Here is an 11,861-nt window from a genome sequence, read left to right on the forward strand (position 1 = left end):
TGAAACCTGCGGCCTGCATCACGTCTGCTTCTTTTTCTTCTCAGCAGCGGGGAAGAGGATGTTATTCAGGATCAGCCGGTATCCGGGACTGTTTGTATGCAAATTCAGATCTGTGGGTGGATCGCCAACGCGATGTGTGTAGTCTTCCGGATCGTGACCGCCATAAAACGTAAATGTTCCGGTACCATAATTTCCATGAACGTACTTCACTTGATCGCGTCCGGGCGACTCAGCAAGTATCACGGAACTGCTTTTAATCTTATCCCTTTGAAACGCGGTTGCCTGTCCGTAAAATCCGCGGATACTGTTTACATGATTTTGAGTTAGCATTGTGGGTACCGGGTCCCATTTTGCTGAGAAATCAAACAGTGTAAAGTAGTCGAGGCTTTCGCTGATTCTGTTCAAATCTACCTCAATATCTATCGTGGAGTGCTCATATTCGTTAGGATCCGTAATGGCACTGAAATTTTCGAAAGTGAATGTTTGATCGAAATTGAGCCGGTTGTTTACATCCGGCGTAGTGGGATCTCCATCTATTTCTGTCGGGATAATATCCAGCCCTTCTGCAGCCAGTGCGATATCAAACGTATCGGTGGCCGAACACATGGCAAACATAAACCCGCCATTACCTACAAATTCACGTATGTTATGAACAATGTCGAGTTTAAGTTGACTCACTTTTTCATAGCCCAGCTCCTCAGCCAGGGTCTGTTTTTCCTGCACCTGATTGATGTACCACGGCGCATTTCGATACATGCTCCAGAATTTTCCAAACTGGCCTGTGAAATCTTCGTGATGAAGGTGTAGCCAATCGTATTCACTTAATTCACCGGAGAGTACTTCCCGGTCATAGACTGTGTCATATGGAATTTCAGCATAGTCGAGGACCAGTGTTACGGCGTCATCCCATGGAAGAGAACCTGGCGGGGTGTAGACAGCAATATTTGGAGCAGCCTCAAGATTTATAGCTGCCATATTTACACCCGGATTTTCCACTTCGCCGATGATTTGTGATGCCTGAGACTCCGGTATAATTTCAATATTTACGTTTCTGATCCGGCTCTTTCTTACAATATCATGACTTTCTGTTGTAAGGAAACTTCCACCCCTGTAGTTGAGCAGCCACTGACCGGTTTCCCCCTCATTCAGATGATTAAAAATAATTCCATAGGCCTTCAGATGGTTGGTTTGTGATCCATCCATTGGAATCAGTACACGGTTCTGAGCCGTAGATTCCACGGAACTGAGTCCGATAAACATTGATATGATAAGTGGGATACATAAATACTTCATTACAAATACTCGGTTTGAAATTGTTGCAATTTTTCACGTGCAAATGATGCGTAAAATCCGTCGGGGAATGATAGAATTAACTCTTCAAAAAACTCTTCTGCATCCGCCCGGGTGAATTCCATCTGAACATCAAAATCGAAAAACTCCTGTTCCGGTGTGCGATCTTGGTTTACCGTAATTCTACCTTTTAAAATTTGTTCAACAAGAAGTGCACGGTCCCACATCAGTCGTTCAAGTAGTGGAGATCCGGAATTAGAATCAATCTGTTCATTTATTAAATGAAGCTTGAGAGCGCTGAAATTTTCAGGTAACGCGGAAGATAGTTCAACCGTTAAATCATCAGTAAGTACAGACTGTGGATTCATGAGTAGTGGCGAAATTTGCTCCAAAGCATTTTCATAATTACCTGTATGTAACTCATATATACCATCGCCAAGAGTATTTAGAAAAGAACCGGTGGTGTCGGCTCTCATACCGTTTTGAATCCACATGCGAAGTTGTACGGCATCATTGGCGTAGTAAGAGTCTTTACGCCTTTCAAGAGATTGAAGCTGGATTTCAGCAAAATCGGAGTCACCGGCAAAAAAGTCGGACAGCGCGGAGAAGTAGCGTACTTTTTCGGAAAGGTTGGATTGGTCGGTTGCACGATCCGCTCTTGCTAAATGCTGCCGCGCCCGGCTAAAGTTTTGATCAAAAATTGCAATCCGGCCTTCGGTGTATAAAGTATATGGATCATCGGAGCCGGAATTCTCCTGCAATTTTTGAAACCAACGGCCTGCATTGTCGCGGCTTTTAAAAACATCTAAAGAGAGTTCAACCAGTCTGGAGATTACTCTGTCGGCCTGTTCATATTCGGCGTTCTGTTCAATCAGTTCTTCAGCGTTGTTATATGACTTCTGATAAAGCGTACGGACAGAATCGGCCGGAGTTAAATTATTCTGCTCGGCATAATTGGCCCACTGCAAATAGGTATTGCTAAGCTCATCATATGAGCGATATCGGGTACTTAAATTCGTGCTCTCTTTGTAGAATTCATATGCATTTTCAGCGTACTGAAATTGTTTTGCTGAAAGAAAACGGTTACCCATAGAAAAGAGAGAGTAGACCGTATGAGATGTCTCCTCTTCATAATAGCGGGCAAAATTGTAGGCTCGTTCATATTGTTCCGTTTCCAGCAGCAGCCAGGAGAGAAGCTGGTAGAGTGAAGAGTAGGCTTCGTGTGATGTTGACAGATCGAGCATTAAATCTTCAAGTTCAAACGAAGCGATGTCGTAGAGCTGCTGATCTCTCATCTGAAAAAAACGTTGTTGAACAATGGCCATTTGTCGAGGAGATTCCAGAATTAACTGAAAGTATTCATTTACAGATTCATCAAACCTTCCGGCCTGCATGTATGTGTTGGCCAGCTCATTCAGAAATAGATTTTGATTGTTATGCAGATCACGCGCTTCCCTGTAAGTACGAATCGCCTCATCATATTCCCGCCGGTTGTTCATGGATGACGCGATGATGTAATGGGCCTGTATGTTACCGTTAGAGCTATCGAGTGCATTTTGCCAAACTTCCAGTGCTTCATCCTGATGGCTTTTTAAATGCAGTATCTCTCCAAGTATTCCTTTGGCCTGAAGGGGTACATATCCGCGATCAATTTGCTTTCGGACAATATCTTCGGCCCGATCCAGCTCACTGGTTTGGATCAATGCATCAATTAACCGGTCAAAAAAGACGAATGAAGATGGATTTTGATCGTGAAGATCACTCAATATCGGAATGGCCTGTTCATAGTTCTGTTGCTGCATCAGCCGGTTTGCAGTTTGAAAATCCCTGCTTTGAGAAAAGGACAGATCAGCCAGTATAAATGAGATGAACAGTAAGAGAGGGATTCCTTTTTTAAACATCAGGAGTGATTAAACAGTTGACTGAAAATTTTTGGAAAATGAAGTTTAATCTGTTGATAGAAAGCGTACAGGGGAAATCCGACAACATTATTATAGTCACCTTCAATTTTTTTGACAAACACGGCGCCAAAATCATCTTGTATTCCATAGGAGCCGGCTTTATCCATCGGACTCCCCGTTTCTACATATTTCCGGATTTCTGATCTCTCTAACGCTCCAAAGGTTACTTTCGTCTCTTCTGAGAAAGTATAGCTGCTTACCTTTATTCCCTTTTCGTTTGTCAATGCAAGATACACACCGCTGTATACTTCATGGGTTTGGGTACTGAGATTTTGAAGCATCGCTTCGGCATCATTTTCGTCTATTGGTTTGCCTAAATACCTACCCTTGATGGTAACAATGGTATCAGCCGCAATAATAAAAGAGTCGGGATGCATAGAAAGTACGGATTCTCCTTTTTGCTGAGCCAGGGACTCAACCAGCCGTTCGGGAGATAAATTTTCGTCCATAACCTCTTCAATGTCGGAAGGGGATACCGTAAATTCTAAATTGATCTGTTTTAATAACTGAGCACGTCTGGGACTGGCGGATGCCAATACGATTTTCATGTTTTATAAATCTCTGTGAAAGAACATTTTTCAGGTTTCCGATATTTGAATAACTTAAACATCGATTGAGCTTATTGAAAGTATTCCTTTTAGATTTCTGATATTTTCGGAATCATATAAAATATAGAATAAGTGTTTACTTACATTAAGTTCCGGAGTATTCGAAAAAACGATCACTAAACAAATTGTCAGTATGTCTGGAAGACGGCGAAATAAAAAAGATACCAAACCGATGCTTTTCACACCCTTAAACTATAAGTTGCTCGGGTTGGGAGTACTGTTGATTGTAGTTGGTTTTACTGCAATGAGGCTGGAAAACGAGGTGGATGGTATTATTTCCCTTTATATTTCCCCCCTTGTAATATTGTCCGGTTACATTGTAGTGATTTATGCGATTCTCAAGCGCGACCACAAGCTCGATGAGTCATCAACTAAATCAACTTCGTAACCATTTTGGACAGGCTCATAAACTATCTATTCTGGATCATCGCCATTTTCCTTTTTGTATTAGAGGGAAAACTGAATGATCATTTGCTGATTCTCACCGGTTTGGGCCTGTCGTTAATGACTGCTTATCTGGCTTTTTTCTTTAACTGGATCACCCTCGACGCCACAAAAGCAGCCATTATTTTGGGAACCATAACATTCGGTTTTGGCGGAATTTGGCCCGCAATAGCTTTAATTTTCTTTTTTTTAAGCAGCAGTCTGATTACCCGGAATAAGCGATTGGATGGAATTGTTAATGGATCTGTTCCTCTCAGATCAGACGACCCGTATCACAATAGCAGAAGAAACGGTTACCAGGTATGGGGCAACGGATTTTGGGTTGCTGTATTTTGCCTGGCCTGGTTTCAATTTGATATGGATTTCTTTTTGATTGCCGTTTATGGAGCTATTGCGACCGCTACTGCAGATACTTGGGCAACAGAGTTGGGATCCAGAAAAAAAGGGAGAACACGGCTCATAACGACATTCAAAAAAGTTGAACCGGGAACAGATGGGGGTATCAGCATCACAGGAACATTGGCTTCAGCTGCGGGAAGTATTGCGGTCGCATCCCTGCTGCTGATTATGCCCGAACCCTACGATTTTAATGAGGCCGTTGTTGTAGCAATTGCCGGTTTTTTGGGATCTGTTGCTGATTCGTATATGGGCGCAATATTTCAAACTCAAAATATTCAACTCTTCAAATCGGATAGAATAGTTGGACGGGATGCCATGTTAAAAAACTGTTTAGTAAATTGGACGGCCACTGGGATTGGTGGTTTAATTACAATAATAACGATTAAAATAGTGACTCTATGAAGTGGTACAAAAAACTGCACTGGCAAATTATCATCGGTATGGTTCTAGGACTTATCTGGGGACTGTTCTCGAGCTTGGTCGGGTTAAACGAGTTCACCAGTGACTACATCCGGCCTTTCGGTGATATTTTTATTACTCTTCTGAAATTGATTGCAGTACCGCTTGTACTTGCTTCACTTGTGGTTGGTGTATCCAATCTCAACGATATGTCGCAGCTTTCCAGAATGGGAGGAAAGACGATTGGCATTTATTTGGTAACTACTACGCTTGCCATTACAATCGGCCTGGGCATTGTAAATGTTATGCAGCCCGGAAAAGCGCTCCCTGAAGAAACCAGGACAAGCTTAATGGAAAGTTATGGGGGATCAGTGGAGGGGCGTGATGAAGCCGCACAGGAGCTTCTGGACCGCAGCCCGTTAGATTTCTTTGTTGATATTGTTCCGGAAAACTTTTTCGAGGCTGCTTCCGATAACTCAAACATGCTGCAGGTTGTTTTTATTGCAATATTGATAGGAATCGGGATTGTGAATATTCCAGTCCAAAAAGGACAGGTGTTGATTAACGTCTTCGAGTCTCTGAATGACGTGATCATCAAGATCGTGGATCTGATAATGAAGACAGCCCCATACGGTGTATTTGCACTCATGGCAGTTGTGATTGTAGATCTGGCAGGAGACGATTTAAGCCAGGCTCTTACTCTGCTGAGTGCACTTGGCTGGTATACATTGGCAGTGGTAATCGGTTTGTTCCTACATGTAATGATTGTTTATTCGAGTTTGTTTAAAATATTCAGCAAGATGAAGTTAAGAGACTTCTTCAAGGCAATACAGCCTGCAGTGCTTCTGGGTTTCAGTACCAGTTCGAGTGCAGCAACGCTTCCGGTTACTATGGAGCGTGTTGAGAAGAATCTTGGAGTTGATGAGGAGGTTTCCAGTTTTGTGCTGCCGGTAGGCGCAACAATCAACATGGACGGAACCAGTCTCTACCAGGCAGTTGCGGCTGTATTTATCGCCCAGGCTTTGGGGATGGATTTATCAATTGCACAGCAGCTTACCATTGTACTTACTGCAACGCTTGCATCGATCGGTGCTGCAGGAGTTCCGGGTGCCGGAATTATTATGCTGGTGATTGTCCTTCAAACCATACAGGTACCGATAGAGGGAATTGCACTGATTCTGGGGGTTGACCGTATTCTGGATATGGTTCGAACGGCTGTTAATGTGACGGGTGATGCAGCTGTTTCGGTAGCGGTAGCACACACGGAAGGTAAACTGGGTTCACTTCACTTTGATGAGGAAGAGATTAAACCCTGATAAATTATAAGCTATGTCATCTGGAAGTTTTTACAATTGACAGACAATAATCAATCGTTACAAAGCATTTTAGGGTCTGATTATGTATTGCTCCAGGATTGCATAAAATTGTGTTATACAGAAAAAACTAACAATAAATTGCATGTAACTGGGAACAATATGTTAAGAATTGAAATCAACATATGTGGTTATTAACTGAATGATTCCCATGGTACTATTTGTAACAATTTTTGCATCGCTTTCTTTGATTACTTCACAGCCAGACACGTCTGCGACTTACGATGAGAAGCTGCAGGAGGGTATCGAGGCTTTTTATAATACGGAGTGGGAAGTAGCAGAAAATCTGTTTCAGGAGTTGATGGAAGAAGACGAGAAAGATCCTCAGCCGCATTTCTTCTCTTCCATGATGCCATTTTGGGAATATTTCTTTATTGAACAGAATGAAGAACTGGCAGATGAATTTCTAAATCGATCAGAAAAAGCTGTTAATCTCAGTGAACAAAAATTGGACAGCTCGCCAGATGATACAACCATGGTGCTTCTTTTGAGTGGTCTGCATGGCTACAGAAGTTTGGTTGCTGCAGGTGAGAGTAATTACCGGGTTGCAATCCGAAGCGGGATGACCGGATTCAGCTATACCCGCAAGCTTCTTTCACTGGATACAGACCGGCCTGATGCCAGGATTGGCAGAGGAATGTTTTATTATATGCTGGGAAGTGTTCCTTCTGAATTGAAGTGGGCTACAAATATAGCCGGACTGAAAGGAGATATAGAGCAGGGATTTGAAGAGCTTAAAATCGCTGCGGAAAGTGACAGTTATGTAAGCAATGATGCTATAATGCTCCTGATGTACCTGTATAATAAAGAGGAGAGATATGAAGAAGCACTGAGTTATGCGGAAGAACTGACAGAGCGTCTGCCTAAAAACATAATTTTTAAATTTAAAAAGGCTGAAATTTTAGAAAAGATCGGCAATAAAGATCAAGCGAGAGAATTATTTGCAGAGATTGCCAAGAGTAATCACCAGCGATTGTCCACTTTAATTAAGAAAAGCAAAGAAAAAGCAGAGCAACTCACAGATTTAACACAAAATTATTAGAATAGGGTGCAAATTTTTCTGTTTTAATTCCTATTTTTGTTAAATAGTATAGTAAAGAAATTGTTAATCACTGAACCGTCTATGGGAAAACCGCTACAGAAGGGAATTTTTACAGTTCTGTTTTCATTTTTGGTCTTTTTTATGCTCTTTGTACCGGCTTCTCAGGCACAGGTCGTAATGGAGGATGATAAAGGGCTTGAGATTGTTTTCAACGCTACGGGTTCCCTTATCCAAACCCAATTTTTACAGCTTACACCGGAGGATCTAACCGGCTTCTACAACACTGATCAAGAAGCGGTGTCGATTACAGAATGGGACGATCGTTCCGATCAATCCGGATTCTTCTATCTACAAAGCGGAAACGATGGTTTTGCAATGGGTGGTTTAAAGCCGGAAAATTCACCTTCAAATCGCCTCTTCCATCTAAATCTTGAAAACAGAACTTCGTCTCAGTTTGATGGTATGCAGATCGTATTTGACATGCTCTTCCCGTCAACAACAGAAATTCGAGACTACTCACTACAGCTTCGGTACAAAATCGAGAATAAATCCTGGGCGGATGTTCCCGGAGCTTTAGTAAATAGTTCAATGTTGCGCGGGGACGGCGGTGAAGAGGAGTGGAGTTCTTTTTCAATTCAGACTTCATTAGACGGAATCTTACTGAATCGGGAAGATCATATTGAGTTTGAATGGGTATTGATATCAACATCTGCAGAAGCTGAAGATATTCCTGTAGCATTTCAGCAGATAGGATTTTTCCCGGATATTTTCACACCAGATTCCATCGATCGGGGAGATTTGATTGTTTCTGAAATTTTGCCATCTACAATAGTTCGCGGTGAAGCATTTGAGTTTATCGAGATATATAATCCAACTGAAAAGGCGAAAAGTTTGAAAGGATTGGAGGTTCATACTCAGACCGGATCACACACGATTCGTTCAGAGTTTCAAGTAGAACCACACAGTTTCGCCGTGATGGTATCCGGAGAATCACCACAGGAATGGAGCACGAATCAAGTCTATCGATATAGCAGATCACTACTCTCTGGCAATGCCGGATATATTGAACTGCATCTTGGCGAAAAAGAGTTAGCCAAAGCCACCTTTGAAAGAGGGGATGAGGATCGTTCTTTAGAACTTGATCGAATAGCTAATGCCATTGACGGATATTCCAGTCTGCAGCATTTCAGCCCTTCCAATACTTCGTTTACAGGGTCTGTTTCTGCTACACCCGGAAGGGATGGGAATACCTTGAAACTGTATTCCAAAGAAATTAAAGTACCCGGTTGGCATTTTATTGCACCTCCCGGATTGCTGGATATGCGGCTGAGTCGTTTAAATCTACAGAAAATTCAATCACTTAAAAGAGACGAAAATCTATCGACTGATTTTGAAGTTGATGAACCATTATTTGTCTTTTTTGAAAGTGAAAGTGAAAGAAAAATTTATTCAAACCAGACGGCTCAAACCGGTATAAAGGAAGGATTTCCAATTTCAGGCAGTGCATCGAAAGTATTTACAGCCTCTGGAGATCAACAGTTTACCATGAACAATCTGACCGATGAAAAGGGTAATAAAACTTCACTGGCCTATCTTTATTGGAACAGTTCAAATCAGCGTTTCCAGCTGTTGTACAATGATGAAGATATGGTGAGCAGATGGACTCCGTTGATTGTCCATGAATCTGCTGAACTGCCATCTGAAAGATCACCAGAAACCGGAACTGTTCAGCAAGGTGCCCGTTTGGATCGAATGATATCATTCAGATTATTTGAGATTACTCGAGATGGATCTAAACAGGAATTGGATCAAAGCATCGTCGGCTTCTTAAGAGAGGAACGCGGACAGTCTGACAAGAGATACGACCTGCCTAAACTTCTACCGATTTCGTCAGATGAGCGTGTTCGAGATGATCTTAACATGCTTCATTTATCATCTGTAGCGGGTGCAAACAGAGCAAATAGCTTTGTACATTTTCAGTATGAACTGGATCAGGAATATGAATTTGGTTTAGGAGTTACATCAACAGACCGAACATATCAGGCAGTGCTGGACTGGTCGGAGCTTAATGATATCCCGGATGAGTGGATTTTGACACTGAAGGATAATCAGACCGGACGAGAAATTGACATGAAAGAGCAGACCGAATACGAATTCAGGTTAAATGTATCTGATAATGGGCTCAAAGAGAAAGTGGTTGAACCCGGAACTATTGTGCCATTCGATCCGGCCGATGAAGAGCGATTTACGGTAACGATGAAGCCGTTTGAATCTGCTATTGGCATGAATGAAGAAGAAGAGAAGCCCGGTAGTGTAGAATTGCGTCAGAACTACCCAAATCCATTTAATCCATCCACCAATATTGTTTTTTATCTGCCTGAGCAGCAGCCTGTGAGAATAGGGGTATATAATATTGTTGGGCAGCAAGTGGCCTTGCTTTCAGATGAGAGCCTTGGAGCCGGAGAGCATGCCATCTCATGGAATGCTTCTGAAATGCCGAGTGGTGTTTATATTGTCCAGCTAGAGGTGGGGAGTCGAATTTTTACAAGAAAAATTACATTGATTAAGTAGAGGTCTTTTGAAAACGACAGTTCAATTTCCTTTACATTTTTCCTTTGCAACCTATAGCAACTCTACATTGGCATTTCCGTACCAACAAGAATATCTTACTAATACTTAATACATTAATTACAATAAAATAAATAACAGCAAAACTATTCATGCAGTTTAAAACAGCTCAGGGCGTTGAAGTGCCTGAAATTGGCTTGGGTACTTACAAACTATTTGGTAAAGAGTGTAAAAAGGTTGTGACCGATGCTTTAAGTATTGGATATCGTCATATCGATACTGCTCAGATGTATAAAAATGAAAAAGAGATCGGTGATGCAATTCAATACTCCAATGTGCCGAGAGAAGACATTTTTCTTACGACCAAGATTTGGCACACAAATCTCGCCCACGATGATGTCCTTCAAACCGTAGAAGAGAGTCTGACAAATTTGGATTCTCACTATGTAGATCTCCTTCTTATTCACTGGCCTAATGAACAGTATTCATTGGAAAAAACACTGGAAGCGATGCTCGTGCTTCGCGATCAGGGAAAAGCAATGAATATAGGCGTCTGTAATTTTCCATTGGGAATGACAAAGGAAGTACTTGAAGATCTCAGGATCCCAATCTTTACCAATCAGGTAGAGTTTCACCCGTTTTTAGAGCAGTTTGATCTATTGGATTACTCTTATGATAATGATTTTCTTATTACGGCCTACAGTCCGCTTGCGCAAGGCAAAGTAATGGAAAATGAAACGCTTCGGGAAATAGGGGATGAATACGGCAAATCTCCTGCTCAAGTGGCCCTGAGATGGCTTATTGAGCAAGAGAATGTTATTGCCATTCCAAAAGCGTCGTCCAGGGAACATCTGGAAAATAATATTGACATCTTCGACTTCGAATTGGAAGATGAGCACTTTCAGGCCATCGATGATCTTGAAAAAAATCACCGGTTAGTGAATCCTTCATTCGCACCGGACTGGAACAAATAGCTTATCAGGTTCAGGGAACGATAGCAGGGATAAAATCTTTTCTAAAGTTGAGATTTATCAACAAATAAATAAGATTTTACATGCTTAAACGATCCGACTATTTCATATTGGCAGCTGCCCTGGTGTCTATGATTCTCTCCATATTTTTATGGTTCTGGGGAAATCAGGACGCCGGCCTGTTTGTAGGTATTTGGGTGCCATCCATTCTTGGTTTTGGTGCCTATTTTAAAATCCTAAAATATAGAGGCCGATCATGAATATTCCGTTTATTTTTTCTTCAGGAATTATCGTGGTTATACTTTTTGTGATCGGTCTGATCTATACATTTAAAGAGTTTAAAGAGATGGAAGATCATCCCGGTGATTACCGGCGAGACCGATCAGATGAGCCAAAAATTGTTGATAAGTAACCTAAGTCCGGTATAAGAACCTTGAACATAATTCTCCCCTGGTGCCTGACCGCGAAACATCGGGGTATATAAAGGATTTGGGGGAGGTAGCTTTGAAGATTTCATACTTCAAAGCTGAACCGATTTTGTTTCAACCACCATTAATCCCCTCCTTGAAAAAGGATGGGATTTTTTCAACGCCTTTTCATTTCTTTTATATCGAACTCACGTTGGCTAAGCTGAGATTAGGCGGTACCTCACCTGAGCAGAAATACCATATTTGATTTTCAGATTCTTTAACAACGAGTCAGGCGACCCGTTGCACGGGATTTATCATCAGGGAGAATCAATGTAATACAATCAACTATATCAAAGTGAGTGATTCACAGCTCTGAAAGAGCGACAAGAATATAGC

At 41.8% G+C, this 11,861-nt stretch carries 11 protein-coding genes; 8 read left to right on the forward strand and 3 right to left on the reverse strand.

Annotated elements, in window-relative coordinates; translation table 11 throughout:
- Window positions 1–18: 18 nt before the first annotated feature.
- From ACESM0_RS03355 to ACESM0_RS03365, 3 genes are read right to left on the reverse strand one after another with little or no spacing between them, the layout of a single operon-like run.
- Complete coding sequence (locus tag ACESM0_RS03355; RefSeq protein ID WP_372903635.1) at window positions 19–1,260, reverse strand: asparagine synthetase B; 1,242 nt, start codon at window positions 1,258–1,260, stop codon at window positions 19–21.
- Between the two features lie 32 nt (window positions 1,261–1,292).
- Window positions 1,293–3,191: a tetratricopeptide repeat protein gene (locus tag ACESM0_RS03360; protein ID WP_372903637.1), complete on the reverse strand. Its 1,899-nt coding sequence runs from the start codon at window positions 3,189–3,191 to the stop codon at window positions 1,293–1,295.
- A complete protein-coding gene (locus tag ACESM0_RS03365) occupies window positions 3,191–3,799 on the reverse strand; it encodes a Maf family protein (RefSeq protein WP_372903639.1) in 609 nt (202 codons plus the stop codon). The genes ACESM0_RS03360 and ACESM0_RS03365 overlap by 1 nt, the downstream gene beginning before the upstream one ends.
- 193 nt (window positions 3,800–3,992) lie before the next feature.
- On the opposite strand from ACESM0_RS03365, the gene ACESM0_RS03370 reads away from it, so the two are divergent.
- The 8 genes from ACESM0_RS03370 (at window position 3,993) to ACESM0_RS03405 (ending at window position 11,467) form a co-directional block, all read left to right on the forward strand.
- The gene (locus tag ACESM0_RS03370) at window positions 3,993–4,247 is read left to right on the forward strand and encodes a hypothetical protein (RefSeq protein ID WP_372903641.1); all 255 of its coding nucleotides are present in this window, start codon (window positions 3,993–3,995) and stop codon (window positions 4,245–4,247) included.
- Between the two features lie 5 nt (window positions 4,248–4,252).
- Window positions 4,253–5,104, forward strand: a complete 852-nt coding sequence (locus ACESM0_RS03375; RefSeq protein ID WP_372903643.1) for a DUF92 domain-containing protein — start codon at window positions 4,253–4,255, stop codon at window positions 5,102–5,104.
- Complete coding sequence (locus ACESM0_RS03380; protein ID WP_372903645.1) at window positions 5,101–6,417, forward strand: dicarboxylate/amino acid:cation symporter; 1,317 nt, start codon at window positions 5,101–5,103, stop codon at window positions 6,415–6,417. The genes ACESM0_RS03375 and ACESM0_RS03380 overlap by 4 nt, the downstream gene beginning before the upstream one ends.
- Before the next feature lie 199 nt (window positions 6,418–6,616).
- A complete protein-coding gene (locus ACESM0_RS03385; RefSeq protein ID WP_372903647.1) occupies window positions 6,617–7,516 on the forward strand; it encodes a tetratricopeptide repeat protein in 900 nt (299 codons plus the stop codon).
- Window positions 7,517–7,597: 81 nt separating this feature from the next.
- On the forward strand, window positions 7,598–10,087 hold the full coding sequence (locus ACESM0_RS03390; protein ID WP_372903649.1) for a T9SS type A sorting domain-containing protein: 2,490 nt from the start codon (window positions 7,598–7,600) through the stop codon (window positions 10,085–10,087).
- Window positions 10,088–10,236: 149 nt separating this feature from the next.
- On the forward strand, window positions 10,237–11,058 hold the full coding sequence (locus tag ACESM0_RS03395; protein WP_372903651.1) for an aldo/keto reductase: 822 nt from the start codon (window positions 10,237–10,239) through the stop codon (window positions 11,056–11,058).
- 80 nt (window positions 11,059–11,138) lie between these two features.
- Window positions 11,139–11,315 carry a hypothetical protein gene (locus ACESM0_RS03400; RefSeq protein WP_372903653.1) on the forward strand — a complete coding sequence of 59 codons (177 nt, stop codon included), beginning with the start codon at window positions 11,139–11,141 and terminating at the stop codon, window positions 11,313–11,315.
- Complete coding sequence (locus ACESM0_RS03405) at window positions 11,312–11,467, forward strand: hypothetical protein (protein WP_372903655.1); 156 nt, start codon at window positions 11,312–11,314, stop codon at window positions 11,465–11,467. The genes ACESM0_RS03400 and ACESM0_RS03405 overlap by 4 nt, the downstream gene beginning before the upstream one ends.
- Window positions 11,468–11,861: the final 394 nt, after the last annotated feature.

Origin of the sequence: Rhodohalobacter sp., assembly GCF_041686455.1 — a bacterium.
Taxonomy (GTDB): Bacteria; Bacteroidota; Rhodothermia; order Balneolales; family Balneolaceae; genus Rhodohalobacter.

Excerpts from the sequence above, each read along its gene's own strand:
- ACESM0_RS03405 (WP_372903655.1), top strand. The coding sequence starts at position 11,312 with ATGAATATTCCGTTTATTTTTTCTTCAGGAATTATCGTGGTTATACTT.
- ACESM0_RS03360 (WP_372903637.1), bottom strand. The coding sequence starts at position 3,191 with ATGTTTAAAAAAGGAATCCCTCTCTTACTGTTCATCTCATTTATACTG.
- ACESM0_RS03355 (WP_372903635.1), bottom strand. The coding sequence starts at position 1,260 with ATGTTTATCGGACTCAGTTCCGTGGAATCTACGGCTCAGAACCGTGTA.
- ACESM0_RS03400 (WP_372903653.1), top strand. The coding sequence starts at position 11,139 with ATGCTTAAACGATCCGACTATTTCATATTGGCAGCTGCCCTGGTGTCT.
- ACESM0_RS03380 (WP_372903645.1), top strand. The coding sequence starts at position 5,101 with ATGAAGTGGTACAAAAAACTGCACTGGCAAATTATCATCGGTATGGTT.
- ACESM0_RS03365 (WP_372903639.1), bottom strand. The coding sequence starts at position 3,799 with ATGAAAATCGTATTGGCATCCGCCAGTCCCAGACGTGCTCAGTTATTA.
- ACESM0_RS03390 (WP_372903649.1), top strand. The coding sequence starts at position 7,598 with ATGGGAAAACCGCTACAGAAGGGAATTTTTACAGTTCTGTTTTCATTT.
- ACESM0_RS03385 (WP_372903647.1), top strand. The coding sequence starts at position 6,617 with ATGATTCCCATGGTACTATTTGTAACAATTTTTGCATCGCTTTCTTTG.
- ACESM0_RS03395 (WP_372903651.1), top strand. The coding sequence starts at position 10,237 with ATGCAGTTTAAAACAGCTCAGGGCGTTGAAGTGCCTGAAATTGGCTTG.
- ACESM0_RS03370 (WP_372903641.1), top strand. The coding sequence starts at position 3,993 with ATGTCTGGAAGACGGCGAAATAAAAAAGATACCAAACCGATGCTTTTC.